The organism is Veillonella sp. VA142, assembly GCF_003992135.1.
In the GTDB taxonomy this organism is placed as follows: Bacteria; Bacillota; Negativicutes; order Veillonellales; family Veillonellaceae; genus F0422.
In genome coordinates this window covers 1-19809 of sequence record NZ_RQVN01000020.1, presented here as the reverse complement: position 1 = coordinate 19809, position 19809 = coordinate 1, and the positions used below count along the sequence as shown (strand labels likewise).

The window sequence follows — 19809 nt, the reverse complement described above, 5'->3', positions numbered from 1 at the left end:
CGTCATTGTAAAAGTATTCTATTATACGATGCGAACAATCCAGCCTTCTGGTGCTTCGATCTCACCATGTTGAATGCCAAGCAATGTTTCACGCAATTTTGTTAACGTTGGCCCCATTTCATCCATGCCACTTGGGAAGAAGATATCTTCTTCTTTGGAATGTACCATTCCTACAGGAGAAATAACAGCTGCTGTACCGCACAGACCGCATTCAGCGAAGTCTTTCAATTCTTCTTTATATACTTCACGATGTTCCACCGTCATGCCCAAATAATGTTCAGCCACATACATCAAAGAACGACGTGTAATAGATGGAAGAATACTATTTGATTTAGGTGTTACTAATTTGTCATCCTTAGTGATGAAAATAAAGTTCGCTCCACCAGTTTCTTCTACCTTTGTACGAGTTTGTGGATCCAAATATAGATTTTCTGCATAACCTGCTTCATGCGCTGCTTCTAGCGCATGCAAGCTCATAGCATAGTTCAAGCCCGCTTTAATATGACCTGTACCATGTGGTGCTGCACGGTCAAAATCGGAAACTTGGATTTTCAGTGGTTTCACACCGCCTTTAAAATAATCCCCTACAGGAGTACCAAAAATACGGAATTGAAACTCATCTGCCGGTTTCACACCGATAACGCTGTTAATACCCATTAGGAATGGACGAAGATACAAACTGCCACCTGTGCTATATGGAGGCACAAACTCTTGGTTCGCTTTAACCACTTCTTTTACTGCCTCGATGAAACGATCTGTTGGGAATGGTTGCATCACAAGGTATTTTGCAGAATCATACATCCGATCAGCATTTAAATCTGGACGGAAACACACAATGTGACCATCTTTCGTGTAATATGCTTTCAAACCTTCAAAAATCGTTTGCGCATATTGGAATACACCAGCACATTCGTTGAGGACAATATTCGCCTCACCCGTTAAACCGCCTTCATCCCATTGACCATTTTTGAAATTAGACACATAACGGAATGGCGTTTCTTTATAACTAAAATCTAAATTGTTCATATCAATCTTTGCCATACTGTCCTCCTATCCTTTCATACCTGTGAAAACTGTGAAAGTATATATAGGTATCCTCCCAGTCCTCTACATCATATGAACGACCACTGATTTGTATTTTATATAAGAACTATTATACACCCAACGCGGAAAATGCACAAGAGTACAGACTTAAAAGGTAAAGTAGATTCTAATTGTTTGTTCTACTCTAACATTGGGGAACTTTTTTGTTCTATTTTTCTAAAAAAGTTCCCCATTTATTTATCACATTAGTTTCACTATAGCAAGCAATCCTAGGATTAATTCACAAATCACCTTACCAGGCAGTTCTTTTCAAGTAAGTTTCTAAGTCATGATTTATGAAAACTTACATTGATTGAATACATACAAGCTCATCAAGTGTTAACTCCTTGCCTTTTACTTCTTCCCAACCTGTATTCTTATATATCTTTTCTAAAATACTGTGTGCAATCCAAGCCCCTCCTGATAGATATCCAGCATTAGTAGATTGATATACTTCTACATAAAACCTCTTTGTTTCAGCCCCCTCGCTCTCTTCATCTGCAGATATTTGATGAAGCAAACTAGTAGCGATATCATGAACCTTTTGTATTTTCTCCACATCAATTATATAAAAAGAGTCCGTCACAGTAGGTACACCTTCTCCATGACCTATCTTTCGTACATGATTCCTCAACGCACTATCATTCCGCAAGGTATGTATATCAGTCGCTTTATCCCAACACATTTCATGAAGAATCATCATATCAGCTTTTGCTATATCTGTATGATTAGCATAAAAACTATACACATATTTTTTCTCATTAGGTCTATCTTCCACAATTTTAATAAGAAGATTATCCATCACTGCTGCAGAATTTTCTATTAGCTTGATCCCCTCTATCCGTTCATAATAGGAATCTATGTATCCCTCAACTTGCCACATCACCAATATAGGAGATTTCCTACGTTCTACATACTTTTGGTTTATCAAATCACTTTCACCTCTATGTATACTACATCAACTTCTACTTTTCCGAAATCGCTTCCATAGAAACTATACGTGCCAATGGATTTCCCCCTTTCTCTTTTTAGATTCTAGCAGAAAATTTATACATTCCACCATTTAGTAAGTATATATATACCCTCGATACAAACAGCACTATAAAAAATATATTTTAAAATATTGCGCGCTGTCGAATTAAACCAATACAATAACTCTTTATGTGTCCAATAATAATATCCTACAATCGTATATAGAACCAGCACTAAAGAGTTCCACTTTATCAAATAATTTGTAAAGCCATAACGAACATATATAAAAAAAGCCACGATGAACAACAACATACGTATCAGATGAATCACTACATTTGTAAAAACAGTATATCCTTCGTGTTTATATTTCCAACAATACACACATAAAGGAATCAACCCTATACAATGATAAAAGAAAAACAAAGTATCTTCGGTTTCAGCACCATAATCATGCAATGTATTAAGTGCAAGTTTAACTAATTCAAGCATGATCCACCTCTTTTAGTGGAAGTACTAACTTTTTTAGAAACCTAAAAAGACCACTATTACTACTAAATCCAGCTAGTATAAAGCATAACCCATTAAAAGGAGGAATGAATATTAAAATCGCCCAAATTGGTGGTATCTGCATAGATCTAAATCGTTTGATAATAAAAAGAAACAACAAATACTGTATACCACCTACAAACAATAATGCTATTACAACTAAAATCTCAAGGCTTACTCCATTTTTTTCTAAAATAGCTCCAGGTATACCTACTCCCCAGCCCCACAAAAAAATCCACCCTAGACTTTTCCAAAAATCTTTTGCAGTCATAGGTTTATATGGATTGAAAGTATCTTTTATCCTCATTTATATCCACCAATTCTCTCTATAGAACATCTAACAAGCCATATACTTCTCAATTTATATCTAATTATATTTTATCACAACAACTATCCATCTCCTAGAATTACCCTCATTCGTAGATCATCTCAGGGTATTTCTCTACATTAGATAAACCTAGATGAGCAGGACATGTTCCGGAGCAAACCTACCGTAGGATCAGTTTGTGAAGGAATATGTCCTGCTCATCCCTTTGCCAAAGTCAAGATAAAGTCCCGAGATGGAATAGAATAGAAAAGACTCCTATGGGATGATCCCCATAAGAGTCTTTTCGTCTTGCAGTATGTTGTCATGCTTAGATGACTATATAATAACTTCGTTCAGCAGCAAACCAACTTACACATTCGCTGACTTACCGGAGTTGAAGTTACTAACTAAATTATTCCGGCTTTTTAAATTTTGGAGATGTTGGGCATGTTTCAGGAGTCACATCTTTACGAGCCCCCAAGTCACCGCTACGATCTACATACGTAGTATGTAACAATTCATGCGCCACATGTGCTAATGGCTTTTCTAAGAAGTTAGCATAGGCATCTTTGATTTCAGGGTTTTCATAAGAAGAACGAAGCTTCATCTTAGCATCCCAGTTATAAAGACCTTCGATACGTTCACCTTTTACTTTATTGGCAACTGGTAATTTAGCACGCGGTTGTCCACCACCGCCGATGCAACCACCTGGGCAAGCCATCATTTCGATAAAGTCATAGGATTTACCAGATTCTTTCAATTCATTCAAGAATTCGCGGATATTTTTACCACCATGACAAACTGCCACATTAATTGTATGTCCACCGATTTCTACGGATGCTTCTTTCACACCATCCATGCCACGCACATCAGATAAATTAAGAAGTGGAGCTGGAGATGGCTCGTCACCAGTGATGAATTTATAGGAGGCACGCATTGCTGCTTCCATAACACCACCAGTGTTACCGAAGATAACCCCGCCACCAGTAGCAGCGCCGATAAATTTATCGTACGCAGAATCTTCTAGGGCTGCAAAATCTAATTCGGCTTCACGAATCCATTGTGCAAATTCACGTGTTGTAATACAGATATCTGTATCTGGGCCCAAATCTTCGCCACTGTAACGAGACGCATTGTTTTGCTCAGGACGACGAATTTCTGCTTTTTTAGCAGTACAAGGAGCGACAGATATGGATACAATTTTCTTAGGATCAATATTCATATTTTTTGCAAAATATGTTTTCACCATAGCAGATTCCATGGCAATACAGCTACGAGCTGATGAGATATGAGGTACAAATTCTGGGAAAAATGTTTCACAGAATTTTACCCACGCTGGGCAACAGCTAGTAAACTGTGGCAATGGTCCTGTGCCATGTAATTTACGTTCTAACAATTCGCTTGCTTCTTCCATGATAGTTAAGTCAGCGCCGAAGTTAGTATCAACTACATAGTCTGCACCTAGGGAACGAAGGGCTGCGATCATTTTACCTTCTTGATAAGTACCAGGTTCGAATCCGAATTCCTCACCAATGGATACACGAACAGCTGGAGCTGTTTGAATCACCACAATTTTATCTGGATCCGCAATGGCTTCTTTTACTTTATCTAATTCTGTACGTTCGTACATTGCACCAAATGGGCAAATTACCGCACATTGACCACATTGGATACAAATAGGATTATCTCCTGTTGCCTCCAAATCATAATAGTCAAGCACGCTCATAGTGTCAGCACATGCCTTACGACAAAGAGTACAGTTCTTACATTTTTCTAAATCGTGAATAATCGCCACATTATCCTCAGCAATTGGAGCACGGCGATCAAGATGTTGGAATCGACTTTCGAAACTCATGATTATGCACCTCACATAGTGTAAACAATACTAGTTATGTATTCATTAACTTTTCGTCATATTATAACAAATAATTAGCTTTGTGAAAAGAAATCTATAGGTCATTTATTTTGCTATTCTTTTAAGTTCTAAATAAACTTAGTGCATCCATTGATTGTGTACATTTATGTTGTTTTTATGTTACTTTTATCACATAATTAGATTTTTATTAAGCATTTTTCATTTTATGTCTTTCAAAATCCATATACCCAAAAAACTACTAGGATTTCTTGTATTCATGCAAAAAACAGGAGAGTTTCCTCTCCTGTTTCTATGTTATTTCAATTCAAATAATGGGATATTTTTAGCTTGATCCCCCAAGGCTGTTTGCGTAAATGTATTTATAAATTGTTGTACCGCCAATGTCGGTGTCAAACGACCTTCTACAACAGCGTCTTCGATACCTCCTCGGCAAGCCACAATTTCTGGAGCTCGATAGAACAAATTTTGTAAATGTTCTTCCACCATGGAGTATACCCACGACAAAGTTTGATCACGACGACGTGCTTGTAGCACTCCGTTGCCTTTACATTGTTCCATGAATGTTTCGATAACCCCTTGCCACAATTCCATAATTCCATCCCCAGTGTAAGCAGAGCATGTATACGCATGGGTCGTCCATTGCTCCGTGGCATCACGAATGAACCATAAAATACGTTCGTATTCTTGGCGTGTCACTTTGGCACGTTGCAAGTTATCTCCATCAGCCTTATTTACGACAATAGCATCGGCCAATTCCATAACGCCTTTTTTCATACCTTGCAATTCATCACCAGCACCAGTAAGCACTACGAGCAAGAAAAAGTCTACCATGGAACGCACTGTAGTTTCACTTTGACCTACTCCCACAGTTTCTACCAAGATGGTATCATATCCAGCCGCTTCACATAATAGCAAAGTTTCTCTACTTTTACGGGTCAAACCGCCCAAGGTACCACCTGATGGCGATGGACGAATGAATGCATTCGGCTCCCGTGACAATTGTTCCATCCGTGTTTTATCCCCTAGGATAGAACCGCCTGTCACAGTACTCGATGGATCCACAGCAAGAACCGCTACTTTATGACCGTTTTGACATAATTTTGTGCCTAACGCTTCAATTAAGGTAGATTTACCAGCCCCAGGCACCCCTGTAATCCCTACGCGGGTAGATTTGCCTGTATATGGTAATAAGCGTTGAATCACTTGCTGTGCCATTTCAAAATGGGCAGCTGCGTTACTCTCAATTAATGTAATGGCACGGGATAGAATCATCCGATTACCAGCCAGTACCCCTTCCACATAGTCATCAACAGTCAGTTTTTTCCGTTTTACTACCTTAGGGGCTACTGGTTTTTGTGGTGCATTGACATGGGCATCCATACCGTCATGACCACCATCTACACCACGCATAACACGGCATGCGAATTTATCATCTTTCTCCTCAGGAACCCAAGAAGGCTTATAGGTATCATCACTCATAAGACACCCTCCTTTCACCGATTCGAATATGATCGATTATTCTTCCTCTTCTAAGCGTTCTTCTAATAACTCAAGAACTTTTTTAGCACACACTGGAATAATCGTACCAGGTCCAAAGATAGCTGCTGCACCATGCTCATAGAGATAATCATAATCTTGAGCTGGAATAACGCCACCGATAACAACCATAATATCTTCACGGCCTAATTTTTTAAGTTCTTCACATAATTGAGGCATTAATGTTTTATGACCTGCTGCTAAGGAACTCATACCTACGATATGTACGTCATTATCTACGGCATCTTTCGCTGCTTCTTCTGGAGTTTGGAATAAAGGTCCAATATCTACGTCATAGCCCATATCTGCGAAAGCTGTAGAAATTACCTTAGCTCCTCGGTCGTGACCATCTTGACCCATTTTCGCTACGAAAATACGAGGACGGCGACCATGTTTCTCTTCAAATTTTTCAGTCATGCTGCGTACTTCTGTGATGACGTCATCATCGCTAAATTCGCTACTATATACACCAGAAATAGAGCGAATGATTGCTTTATGACGGCCACATACTTTTTCTACTGCATCAGAAATTTCACCTTTAGAGGCACGAACACGAGCTGCTTCTACGGCTAATTCAAGCAAGTTTCCTTCTCCTGTTTCCATCGCTTTTGTAATGGCATCCAAACAACTGCGTACTTTGTCATTATCACGATTAGCACGCAAGGTTTTCAATCGTTCTATCTGCGCTAAACGTACGGCTGTATTATCGACTTCTAAGATATCTAATGGATCTTCTTTATCAAGGCGTAAGTAGTTAACGCCGACAATTTTTTCACTGCCAGAGTCAATGTGTGCCTGACGACGTGCTGCAGCTTCTTCAATACGCATTTTTGGAAGACCTGTATCAATCGCTTTAGACATACCACCCAAGGCTTCCACTTCTTGAATATGAGCCCAAGCCTTACGGATCAATTGGTTTGTCAAAAATTCTACATAGTAAGAACCGCCCCATGGGTCGATAACTTTACATACATTAGTTTCATCTTGGATATACAATTGCGTATTACGAGCAATACGAGCCGAGAAGTCTGTTGGCAATGCAATCGCTTCATCAAGAGCATTCGTATGCAGGGATTGGGTATGACCCAAGGCTGCTGCCATCGCTTCGATACATGTACGAGTGATATTATTGAATGGATCTTGTTCTGTTAAAGACCAACCAGATGTTTGGGAGTGCGTACGTAATGCCATAGATTTAACATTTTTTGGGCCAAAGGATTTAACAATTTTAGCCCATAACATACGGCCTGCACGCATTTTAGCGATTTCCATGAAATAGTTTTTGCCCATCGCCCAGAAGAAGGATAAGCGCGGTGCGAATTGGTCAACAGTAAGACCCGCTGCCACACCTGTACGCAAGTATTCTAAACCATCGGCCAATGTGTAACCTAATTCAATATCTGCTGTAGCACCTGCTTCTTGCATGTGGTAACCGGAAATGGAAATACTATTGAATTTAGGCATGTATTTAGATGTGTAAGCAAAGATATCACCGATGATACGCATGGATGCTGCTGGTGGATAAATGTAAGTATTACGCACCATGAACTCTTTCAAGATATCATTTTGGATCGTACCTGCCATAACAGATTTATCTACACCTTGTTCTTCACCGGCTAAGATATAGAAGGCCATAACGGGTAATACGGCGCCATTCATTGTCATAGATACAGACATTTGGTCCAATGGAATACCCGAGAACAAGATTTCCATATCTAGAATAGAGTCAACCGCAACACCTGCTTTACCAACGTCACCGACTACGCGAGGGTGGTCAGAGTCATAGCCACGGTGAGTCGCCAAATCGAAAGCGATGGATAACCCTTTTTGACCAGCCGCTAAGTTACGACGGTAAAAGGCATTGGATTCTTCTGCTGTGGAGAAACCAGCGTACTGACGTACGGTCCAAGGACGTTGTACATACATCGTACCATAGGGTCCACGAAGATACGGAGGAATACCTGCTACGTATTGTAAATGGTTACATTGATCATAAATAGAGGCATCATACACAGGACCCACATCGATTTGTTCCATAGTACGAATGAAGTTGTCATCATAGGACTTGCCCGTTTCAGCTTGTAATTGCTCTTTCCATGCATCTAAATCGGATGCTTTTGGGCTAGCAGCTGTAAAAGGAATATTTCTAAAATCCGGAATCATCTACATCATTCCTTTCTCGCGTTGCATTGCTAATAATGTTTGATAGCAATTGGAGCGTACACTAATATAATCATCCATGCCTACTGCATCGCAAAGTTCTTTCAACTCTGGAGATGGAGCCCCTGCCAAGAATACTTCCATAGCTGGGCGAGCGGCTTTGATTGCTTTTGTCACTGCTGGTGCCAATTCTGGGTATGTATCGTCAGTGGAACATACGATTGTCACATCTGCATTCGATGCTAAAGCAGCTGCTACTGCTTCGTCTACAGTTGGGAATCCATCATTTGTAAGCACATCAAATTCAGCTACTTGCATGAAAGAAGTAACGAAATCGGCTCTCGCTTTATGTTGAGGAATCGGACCCATGTTAGCCAAGAAGATTTTAACATTGTCTCCATTATGTGTTTCTTTGAAGTTTTCAGTGCGCATACGCAATTCTTCGTATTGTTCTGTCCAACGATGAGATAGAATTGCTTTCACAGTGATACCTTCACTGCCATCTGCTAAGGCTTCAAAAACTTGTCCAAAGCTAGCTCCCGCTACTAATGCAGTATAGGCTGCACTCACCAAAGAACCTAGTTCACTGAAATCAGATTCTTGTAATTTTTTAAGTGCTAATGTAGCTGCATCAGCAGTGCCTACATTAGCTAACGCTGCTACACGAGCTTGGCGTAAGCCCTCAAAATCTACCACTGGTACTTCTAGTAATTCTTCTGTCATATTTGGATACATGTTACTACCAACAGCACGATCTTTACGAGTTGCCAAGTTTTTAAAGCGGCTTTGTAAAATAGCATCCACGGCTTCTTGCGTTTCGCCAGATACTAATGTTTCTAAAATACCACCTTTGCCTTCTAATTCCTGGAATAGAGCCCAAGATTTTTCTGTTAATTCTTGTGTCAATGGTTCTAAGTACCAGCTACCACCTGCTGGGTCCACTGGTTGAATGAAGTTGAACTCTTGTTGCTCCATGATTTGGATGTTACGAGCAATACGGCGAGAGAATTCATCACTTGGACGAATACAGTTATCAAGAGGCCTTACAAACATACCATCCATACCGCCTACCACTGCGGAGAAGGATTGAGAACCAGCACGTAATAAGTTTACATATGGATCAAATACAGTTTGTGTAAAGTGAGATGTACTTACGAATAAGTTAATCTTCTTCGCTTCTTCATCGCCACCACAGTGTTCAATAATTTGAGCCCACACCATTTTAATAGCACGTAGCTTAGCAATTTCCATGAAGAAATTTGCACCTACGCTCACATGGAAACGGATTTGTTTCGCAAATGTGTTGACGTCAATGCCACGGCGTTCCATAGCACGTAAATATGTAACAGCAGTAGACATAGCAAAGCCCAATTCTTGTACGTCATTACCACCGCCATTATGGTATACATCTGTATCTACCAACACTGTACGCAATTGTGGTGCATGTGCAGATGCCCAAGCAATGGTATGTGCCATATCGTCAAAATATTCATCCATAGGGCGTGGTAAATATCCATCTTGTGCCAGTGTACCAATTGGATCTGCCCCAATCATACCGGACAAGGATTTCACATCCACCCCTCGGGATTCGCAAAGTGCATGTAATGCAGCCGCCCAGCATACGCTACTAGCACCTGTACGAACATCTAATTCTTTTGTAGTTAAGTCCATGCCTTTTAATAAAGCTTCCACTTCTTCTACAGTGGACAAAGATACCCCTACATCAGCCACATCCTTAGGGTCAGCTTTCGTAGCATCCTGTCCTTTCCGTGTAGCACTATCCAGTGTGAAACTGATAGCTGTGCTACCTTTATGTAATTCAAATTGTAACATGTCATGCATGTCAGCAATTGTTTTTCCGTCACAACGTTGTGCAATTGTCCAAGGTGTATGGATATATCCACTAGCTTTCGCACCCCGTAAATTGCTATCACGACCAGGATATGTCAAGTTTTGAGTCAATCCTTCTTGGTCGCTCAACCAATACATTGGTTGTAAAGTAATTCCTTCGTATGTTTTTGTATACATACTTTTTTGGAAATCTTTCCCTTTCAAGATACCTTCTACCGTCGTTTTCCACTCCTCATAGGTAGGGATAGAAAACTCATCAAACGATACATCTGGTAGCTCAAACTGTTCTTCGTGAACTTGTGGTTCATGATGCTTGTCTTGTCCCATAGTCTAGCTTCCTTTCTCTGACCACATAGGCATACGTTCCCTTACTCAAACCAATTTTCTAGTGAGATTTGCCTCATCATAGAGATTCTAATAGCTTATGTAATCGTTGCAGCTCTCATAAAAATATAATAAACAATTAGAAACTGGGTATACCCTACCCAACCCTATAACTCATCACCCTACCTAGTCTTTTACTGAAAGATATAACTACCCTTCATAAAAGAAAAACCGTTTTCGATGGAAAACGGTAGGTTATGATTTAGCGTATGCACTTAGCGCAAAACCATCTCTACCCGTCTCTCGCGGATCTAACGACATGCTTCTTACGGCAGTTCTTCTGACTCAGGATCTTCGCTACGCTTCGCCTTCCCAGTTTCCCAGTGACGTTACATGAAGTTTCGCTCCCCTTTACAGCGGCGGGACCGTGTTGGCTTTTCACCAAGCTTCCCTATTAAGCCTTGCGGCACCAGTAAGGCGAATATAAAGTTATACCTTGATTATAAACTGTTTTATGAAAGAATAGAACGGCATTTATAGACTATAACAACCTTTCACGTTGACATAATTTCTAGTTATCATAAGATGCATAGAGCGCATTTTACAATCTTATTAATATAATAATCGGCATCCATTTCATAAGATCCCCCCCCCCAATTTATTACCGCTAGTTATTTATTGTATGATTTATATTTATTCTCAATATAAAACAGAGATACGCCTACAGCAGCATACCTCTGTTCTATTACTTCTATTCTATTACAAAAGCTTATTTCTTTTTCCACTCTATCACTTCAAAACCATAGTTACGAATATGTTCTTTCAACAGTTTCAAATATTTTTTTGCAATAGGGCTTGGTTCCAGCATATGTGGCATCAAGTACCCCATAGTCATCGTATCTTCTACATCTAAAGGTACAGCAATGATCTTATCATCATTTAACTCACGGCTCAAAATACCAGAACTAATTGTATATCCGTTTAACCCAACCATTAAATTAAAAATAGTAGCACGGTCAGATACTTTTATGGTCATTTTTCTGTCCAAAGTACTTAGAATTTCCTCTGAAAAATAGAAGGAATTATCTTCTCCTTGGTCATAGCACAAGTAAGGGAAGTCCTCTAATTCTTCCAATGTAATTTTTTCTTGGTTCGCCAAGGGATGTTCTCGACATAAAAATACATGTGGTTCTGCTTCAAACAATGGATAGAATGTAAGCTTGTACTCTTTAAATAATTTCTCCATTACTTGACGATTAAAATTATTCAAGTACAAAATACCCAATTCACTTTTAAAGGTTGCTAAATCTTCAAAAATATTTTGCGTTTCCGTTTCGCGTAACCCAAATTGATATTCATCAGTATCTACACTTTTAATAAGCTCAACAAAAGCATGCACCACAAAGGCATAATGCTGAGCAGAAATAAAGAAGTGTTCTTTTCGTTTTGTATTAGATTTATAGCGTTCTTCTAACAATTGAATTTGATCTAGTACTTGTCGAGCATAAATCATAAATTCGCGTCCATCATGGGTTAAGGTTACCCCTGATTTCGTACGCAACAATAGTTGAACACCCATTTCGTGTTCTAGTTCTTTAACTGCATTAGATAAGCTAGGTTGGGATAAATATAATTCCTTAGCCGCTTCATTAATAGATCCCTTTTCTGCAATTTTCTCTAAATATTGTAATTGTTGTATTCTCATCTGTATTGGCCTTTTCTATATCTATATATGAAATTCATCTATTGTTCATTACTTTTATAGGAATGAAAAACCTAACGAGTAAGATATGAATACTTACACGTTAGGTACTTCATGTTGTTAACGACTCCACACGTCATATACCAAGGGAATATGAATCTTGTACACTTATGATACATAAAATACCACATATCGTCAATATTTAATTTCTATCAAATGCTTAGGAATTATTGATAATCTCTAGCTTATGTCACTTTACCAATTAATGGAATATTAAAATACAAATCGTAGAGGTAATGAAAGTAATTAATACTGGCACTGCAGTTCGTTTTACTAAATCAAAGCTAGAAATATTCGCCACACCCGCTACAGCAATCATAACCGCACTAATTGGGCTTAACAACCGTCCTACCGATGCCGCATTTTGCATACCTAATAGCATCGTAATCGCATTACCACCTAACTCTTTAGCAAAGTTTGGCACTAATGGTGAGAATGCAAACATGGATGCTACACCAGATCCCATAACAATACTCAATACTAAGATAATCACAGATACAATAACGCCTACCATATCCGCTTGAATAGAGAAGGTTTTAATGAATGTTACAAACTCATTTACAATTCCCAAAGATGTCAAACCGAACGCAAAGGTTTCTCCTGCCACAATCAAAGTTACAGTATTGGTAAACTGATCGCCCATACCTTTAAAGAACGTTTGGATAGACGCAGCTACTTTTCGGAAATCCCGCAAGCGAATTAATTCAAATACCATGGCAATGAATAAGCTTAAGAACATGGCCAAGTTTACATTCATCTTAATGCCGGCAATACCATATTGACTAAATCCTAACATAAATACAAGTGGCAAGAATGGCAGTACTAAGTACGCAAGAGGTCCTACATCTACTTTTTCTTGTGGTTCTGTATGTACCGCTTCGGACGGAATATGACCGGATTTTTTATCCATATATTGTTGCCAAATATAATGCGCAATAGCTGTCACAATACCACTGATAATATATACCTTCAATTGATATCCAACGAAGTATTCTTCTACCCCTAAGCCCACTGTTTTAGATACTAATAGGCTTGTCGCAGAGGCTGGCCCAATGTCTAACAAATGACCAGTGGCTACTGCTGCCGCTGCACCTACTGGACTTACACCTAAACGCACCAAGATAGGGAAAATGGTGACCATCATTAACATAGCTAGACCAGACGCGCTAGGAATCACCAACGACATGAACATATTCAATAAGAATGTTAAAGATAATACCAAGTAGGGAGCTTTCATCGCTTGCAATGGTTTAATCGCAGTTGTGACCAAGCGAGAGCTCGCACCGATATGATCCATATATTTAGCAAAGCCAGTACATGTCATAATCATGAGACCCAGACCTGCTGCATCCTTTGCAGTAGTATTATTAATCCACTCAAAGGCATCAAAGAACATCATACCTGTTCCTTTTTTCGCCTCTACGAACTCCGTTGTATAGCCAAGGAAATACGCTCCTAGCATCATAATTAAACCACCTAACAGCAATACTGTTTGTGCCTTAAATTTTTTAATCACCAATGTACCTACGCCCAAAATTACAATAGCGCACAGCAATAAATTCATAACTACTTCTCCTTTACCTATAAAAATAGGCTAATTAATAATTTGCCTTCGACTGTTGAAAGTCTTCTTGAATCTGAGCCAATAGTCCAGGTGTAGTGAGAATTTCCTCTACCGTGAGAGCAATACCTTTAGCTCCGTACATAATGGCATTCTCTGCTAATTGACTTTTCCCATTATCTAGCCATTCCTGAGAATGACTAGACACTCCTCTACCTACAAATTTAACCCGTAAACAAGCTCCTGGTACGCGGAAAGTAACACTGGAAAAATCAGTAGAACCAGTTACCTTTCGCGGTTCAGAAATATCTGGAGCCCCCACTTGTTCTGCATTCTTTAAGAGTAAATCATTCAAGCTTTGCACATTTACCTTATTATCATAGGCTTTTACTTCGTCCCATTCCATAGTAGCACCCACTTGCAAGGCAGCCCCTTGCGCCACTTGTTTCACGCGCTCTACCACTTCATCTAAACGAGTGCGACTAGAAGATCGAATATACCACTGTGTACACGCATAATCTGGAACGATATTCGCTGCCTTACCACCATCTGTAATAATCCCATGCATACGCACTTCTGTAGGTACATGCTCCCGAAGATATTCGATGCCATTAAAGAATAACAACACTGCATCCAACGCACTGATGCCTTTTTCTGGAGCAATCGCTGCATGAGCCGATTTACCATGGAATTTAATATTCACCAAGTTAAGCGCCAAGGACTTGCCATCTACCGTTGTAGAATCACTGCCGTGCATCATGAAAGCCACGTCTAAATCGTCAAAAACGCCTTCTTTGACCATTACTAGCTTACCAGATGCTGTTTCTTCTGCTGGCGTTCCATACACCACTAATGTAGCTGGCACTTGCAAGGTACGACGTAAACCAATAGCTGCTGCACAGATGGAAGGACCTTGTAAGTTATGCCCACACGCATGACCTAAGCCTTCTAAGGCATCATATTCGCAGAGAAGCCCAATTTTCGGCCCTCCTCCATGCACATGGTACACAGCACGAAATGCGGTTTGTAAACCACTCACTTCACGGTCTACAGTAAACCCTTCGCTTTCCAGTAAATCTGTTAATTTACCATGGGCTAAAAACTCTTCATTCCCTAGTTCTGGATGGTCGAAGAAAAAATCATTTAATGTTTTCATGGATCCTCGCAAGGATTCAATTTCTTCTAGTAATTGACTCATCACTTTCTCCTTTCTTGCACAATATACATGCACAACTCTATGCCTACAGGAATTACATCCACTCATTTTTCTCTTCTTCTGAAAGTCCTGCTATAACTAACTGGCAATAACAGTATTTCGAATACTTTTATTATATAGATTTATACTGAAAGTTCCAATACATGTAGCATATGATTCTCCTATTTTCTCTATGCCAATTTCATATGCATATCCCTAGACTCAAACTTTCATTACATTTTTATAGCTTTTATCTATAACATACTATATATATTAAGAATTGGTTTATATAACAAAAAATTGGTATTATAAGACCATGTTTGATTAGTAGAAAGGATCCAGCCATGAGCGAAATTATACAACAAAAACGACCAACATTGTCTTATGAAATATTTCCTCCTAACACACAAGTAGGAGATGAAAAAATCATCACTGTCTTAGACGAATTAAAAAGCTTAAAACCAGAGTTCATCTCTGTTACATGTAGCAATAAACAGCGTAATATCGAGGAAACAACTATTAAGTTGTCCAATTATGTGCAAAATACTTTACACATTCCTACTAAAGCCCATTTACCCGCTATTTACTTATCTAAAGACCAAGTAAAGTCTGTCATAGATAGACTCGATGAGCTAGGGATTCATAAATTATTGGCTCTTCGTGGTGATATCTTAGAGGACCTACCTCCTGTAGGTGATTTTAAATATTCTACAGAGCTTGTTCATTTTGTTAAAGAATATGCCCCACATTTTCAGATTTCTGGTGCCTGTTATCCCGAGGTCCATCCAGATTCACCCAACCAAATACAAGACATTAAATTCTTAAAAGAAAAGGTAGATGCCGGCTGTGAGTTATTGGTAACACAATTTTTCTTAGATAACAATGTATTCTACGACTTCCAAGAAAAATGCGCACTGGCATGTATTGATGTGCCGATTTTAGCAGGAGTTATGCCTATTATAAACCGTAACCAAGCCTTGCGTTTATTAACAAGCAATGCTACCGCTATTCCTCGCAAATTCAAAGCTATCTTAGACAGATATGAGCACGATCCAATCGCTCTTCGTGATGCTGGCCTTGCCTATGCGTTAAACCAAATTGTAGATCTTGTGACAGAAGGTGTATCTGGCATACATTTATATACAATGAACCAGTCTAATACTGCTTTATATATCGAAAATACAGCTCGTTCTTTATTTAGCTCTCCTATTTATGAAAGCAAATAAGAACCATCTATCTAACCTATAACACGTATAATATACATACAATTTATACTAAGAATGTCCTACCTAGTTTCCTTTTCTTCAGTAGAAGCTAAGTAAGACATTCTTTTTATATATGTTAGACTTACCATAATAGATGTGTTGTACAAACACGAGAGTTATAGGATAAATACGACCACAAGACATCATTTAAACAAAAAAAGAAAGTTGATAAAAACGCATCAACTTTCCTTCGCTGATATCCTCTAAATATAATGTCTTGGCACTCGTTCTGAAAAGTTACAGAATATTTCGTAAGGAATAGTTCCCACCAAATATGCCAACTCAAGAGCTGTAATACTCTCTTGTCCTTGTTGTCCTAGTAGCACAACAGCATCTCCTGGAGTCACGGTAATATGACTTGGAACTTTCACCATAAATTGATCCATACAGATGCGCCCTACAATAGGACAACGTATGCCGTGAATCAGTACGGAACCTTTATTAGACAATGCCCTAGGATACCCATCAGCATATCCCACGGGTATAGTAGCAATCGTTTCCTCAGTCATTGTTGTGTACGTACTACCATAGCCGATAGACGATCCTTTCGGTAAATGTTGTACATGTACTACTTTACTATATAGGCTCAAAGCCGGTTTCAACCCCAGTCGGTTTGGTACATCCATAGATGGCATAATTCCATATTGAATAATACCTGGTCGAGCATCATTAAATAGACTATCCTTTACCGCTAACAATCCTGCACTATTTGCTAAAGAAAAACGATATGTTTCATCCCGATGAGCACGAATAATGTTCACTACTTTACGGAACTGTTCCACCTGAAAGTTAGCATGACTTTGATCTGCTGCATCACCATTCGCCAAATGTGAGAAAAAGCCATCCACTCGTAAATATTCATAGGATTCTACCTTTTCTAAAAATGCCAATACATCCTCTGGTTTGCTTCCAATACGATGCATGCCTGTATCTACAGCAATGGCACACTCCACAATTGTTTCATGTCTACGAGCACATTCATTTAATGCTTCTAAATCTGTGGATTCACAAATAGCCGGTCTAGAATGTCCTTCTATCACTAAATCAAAAGATTGTGGTAATGTCAACCCCAATAGATAAATGGGTACCGTAATACCGGCTTCACGCAGAGGAATTGCCTCTTCTGGAAAGGCTACGGCTAGCGACTCATAGCCTTCTTCTACGGCAATACGTCCTACCATAACACTACCATGTCCATAGGCATTCGCTTTCACCACTGCAGTACTCGTACACCACTCTGGTAAACAATCCTTAATTTTTCGTAAATTACATCGTATTTGTGCTGTATCAATTTCTACATATGTAGGTCTCACACATTCACCTTCTTATTCTTACGCATAGAAATTATTGTATTTGTTACTGTATACTAAAACATTGCTCAATACATTTCATTCTAACATGTTTATAAATTGCACTATGAATCTACCTTGCTATTAAAGTATAACCAATCAATTCTGAATACACTATTATAGCATACTACATATACTATATTATTATACACCTAAATAGAATCAAATTCTCTAGTTAATAAAATATTTTCTTCTAAGAATTATAAAAATTGCAGTGTAATCTAATATAAGTATATAATAGCGTACTTTCTTATTTACGTAGTCCCAATGTATGATAGATTACATACCAACAAAAGGACTGACTACAGCCTCTTACTAACAAGATTCTGCGTCAGTCCTTATCTATTACCTATGTAATTGTAAAGTATACCTAACTAACATATAGTAAATTATGGCATATTGAAAGGCCATACCATTGGAATGATAATAAGACTTACGATAAAGCAAACCACGATTAATGGAGTACCTGCTTTCACATAGTCCATAAATTTGTAATTACCAGGTGTTAATACGATTGTATTAGGTGGTGTACCTACAGGTGTAGCGAATGCACAGGATGCGGCAACGCCAATCGCCATAAGTACTGCATGAGGGCTTGCACCCATCGCTTGGGCAATAGAGATACCAATTGGCGCTAACAATGCACAAGATGCTGTATTGGACATAAATTGTGTTAATACACAAGATAAGATAAATAATACAGCTGTTGCAAAATAAGGACTTGGATTATCGCCCATGATACTTACTACCGCATTGGCAATCATTTTACCAGCACCAGAATCATTCATAGCAGCTGCTACTGGCATCATACCAGCAAATAGGAAAATAGTTACCCAATCTATAGATTGATATGCTTGTTTCTCTTTCAAGCAACCTGCTAGTACGGCTAAAATAGCACCTACGATAGCGGCTACATGAAGAGGAACATTAATACCAATGCTTTTCAATGGATCAGACAATGCCATGAATAATACAACACCTAATAAAATGATACCAGAGTACCACATTTTTTTAGGATCATTAGAAATTTCACTAGCATCCACTTCTTGTTCTACTTCAGCATCTGCATTACCATCATGCTTAGGTAAGAAATGTTTACCAATCGTTACCATGTAGATCATAAATGCAACTGTTAAAGGAATACCAATCCATGCAAATTCAAAGAAACCGAATTGAGGTAGTTTAGCTTGGCCTAATGCACCATTAATGATGATATTAGGAGGTGTACCTACTAATGTGATGATACCACCAATCCCTGCCGCAAATGCCATAGGCATCAATTGACGGGATGCTGGAATTTTAGCAGATGCACAAATACCAATAACTACTGGCAATAGCGCTGCTGCCGTACCGGTGTTAGAAAGCACAGAGGACATACCTGCTGTTACAAGCATTAAAGCAATCATAAGACCATTTTCACTTTTACCTGCTTTATTAACAACGGAAATACCAATTTTTTGTGCTAAACCAGTATGGAATAACGCAGCACCAATAATAAACATACCTGCAAATAAAACTACTGTACTATCGGATAAACCACTAAATACTTGTTTCATTGGAATAACACCTAATAAACCAAGTGCCATAGCACCACCAATAGAAGTAATTGCCAGTGGAATAATTTCTGTTACAAATAATAATGCCATTACACCAAGGACAATTAAGGTTTGTACAGCCGGATCCATAAGAATCAACTCCTCCCTAAGGGATACATTCCTTATTAGCCGCAAAACGCGCTAAAAATAAGCGCATATAATATAGGAAGATAGGCCAATAAGAAATAACATAATCGCCGCTACTCCATACCCTTCTACTGTACAAGGGTATCCAAAATGCAGCCACTCTCCAAGTAGGCCACGGCGGAGAAAAAAGCTATATGTTTTTCGTTTTTGAAACCATTTAGATTTTCGCTCTTCACCTAATAGGAGTGCGGTGATGATAAAAAGGCTCTATAATAAATGTTGGGGCTACTCATATGAGAGTAGTCACCAACATTTTTTTGTTGCAATAAAATAGACATAT

Annotated in this window: 14 protein-coding genes and 1 riboswitch; of the genes, 1 reads left to right on the top strand and 13 read right to left on the bottom strand. The window is 38.9% G+C overall.

Annotated elements, in window-relative coordinates; translation table 11 throughout:
* Positions 1–21: 21 nt before the first annotated feature.
* The 11 genes from EO117_RS07455 to EO117_RS07405 all read right to left on the bottom strand — a co-directional run bounded on the left by EO117_RS07455 (position 22) and on the right by EO117_RS07405 (position 15176).
* A complete protein-coding gene (locus EO117_RS07455; RefSeq protein WP_126939848.1) occupies positions 22–1041 on the bottom strand; it encodes a branched-chain amino acid aminotransferase in 1020 nt (339 codons plus the stop codon).
* 346 nt (positions 1042–1387) lie between these two features.
* The gene (locus tag EO117_RS07450; protein ID WP_126939847.1) at positions 1388–1966 is read right to left on the bottom strand and encodes a hypothetical protein; all 579 of its coding nucleotides are present in this window, start codon (positions 1964–1966) and stop codon (positions 1388–1390) included.
* A gap of 164 nt (positions 1967–2130) precedes the next feature.
* Positions 2131–2544: a hypothetical protein gene (locus tag EO117_RS07445; RefSeq protein WP_126939846.1), complete on the bottom strand. Its 414-nt coding sequence runs from the start codon at positions 2542–2544 to the stop codon at positions 2131–2133.
* Positions 2537–2908, bottom strand: a complete 372-nt coding sequence (locus EO117_RS07440; RefSeq protein WP_126939845.1) for a hypothetical protein — start codon at positions 2906–2908, stop codon at positions 2537–2539. The genes EO117_RS07445 and EO117_RS07440 overlap by 8 nt, the downstream gene beginning before the upstream one ends.
* Before the next feature lie 412 nt (positions 2909–3320).
* A complete protein-coding gene (locus EO117_RS07435; protein ID WP_126939844.1) occupies positions 3321–4763 on the bottom strand; it encodes a [FeFe] hydrogenase, group A in 1443 nt (480 codons plus the stop codon).
* 315 nt (positions 4764–5078) lie between these two features.
* Positions 5079–6263 carry a methylmalonyl Co-A mutase-associated GTPase MeaB gene (gene meaB, locus EO117_RS07430; RefSeq protein WP_126939843.1) on the bottom strand — a complete coding sequence of 395 codons (1185 nt, stop codon included), beginning with the start codon at positions 6261–6263 and terminating at the stop codon, positions 5079–5081.
* 36 nt (positions 6264–6299) lie between these two features.
* Entirely contained in the window at positions 6300–8483 is a 2184-nt protein-coding gene (scpA, locus tag EO117_RS07425; protein WP_126939842.1) for a methylmalonyl-CoA mutase, read from the bottom strand.
* A complete protein-coding gene (locus EO117_RS07420) occupies positions 8484–10658 on the bottom strand; it encodes a methylmalonyl-CoA mutase family protein (RefSeq protein ID WP_126939841.1) in 2175 nt (724 codons plus the stop codon).
* A gap of 309 nt (positions 10659–10967) precedes the next feature.
* A riboswitch (cobalamin riboswitch) is annotated at positions 10968–11144 on the bottom strand.
* Positions 11145–11424: 280 nt separating this feature from the next.
* The gene (locus EO117_RS07415; RefSeq protein ID WP_126939840.1) at positions 11425–12360 is read right to left on the bottom strand and encodes a LysR family transcriptional regulator; all 936 of its coding nucleotides are present in this window, start codon (positions 12358–12360) and stop codon (positions 11425–11427) included.
* Between the two features lie 259 nt (positions 12361–12619).
* Positions 12620–13981 (bottom strand): C4-dicarboxylate transporter DcuC, encoded by a 1362-nt coding sequence (dcuC, locus tag EO117_RS07410; RefSeq protein WP_126939839.1) that lies wholly within the window; start codon positions 13979–13981, stop codon positions 12620–12622.
* 34 nt (positions 13982–14015) lie between these two features.
* The gene (locus tag EO117_RS07405; RefSeq protein WP_126939838.1) at positions 14016–15176 is read right to left on the bottom strand and encodes a M20 family metallopeptidase; all 1161 of its coding nucleotides are present in this window, start codon (positions 15174–15176) and stop codon (positions 14016–14018) included.
* Between the two features lie 341 nt (positions 15177–15517).
* Here EO117_RS07405 and metF point away from each other — a divergent pair, with 341 nt between their 5' ends.
* Positions 15518–16399 (top strand): methylenetetrahydrofolate reductase [NAD(P)H], encoded by an 882-nt coding sequence (gene metF / locus EO117_RS07400; RefSeq protein WP_126939837.1) that lies wholly within the window; start codon positions 15518–15520, stop codon positions 16397–16399.
* Positions 16400–16641: 242 nt separating this feature from the next.
* Here metF and alr read toward each other — a convergent pair whose 3' ends face one another.
* The gene (alr, locus tag EO117_RS07395; RefSeq protein WP_126939836.1) at positions 16642–17751 is read right to left on the bottom strand and encodes an alanine racemase; all 1110 of its coding nucleotides are present in this window, start codon (positions 17749–17751) and stop codon (positions 16642–16644) included.
* A 425-nt stretch (positions 17752–18176) separates the two neighbouring features.
* Positions 18177–19472: an SLC13 family permease gene (locus EO117_RS07390; protein WP_126939835.1), complete on the bottom strand. Its 1296-nt coding sequence runs from the start codon at positions 19470–19472 to the stop codon at positions 18177–18179.
* Between the last annotated feature and the right edge of the window lie 337 nt (positions 19473–19809).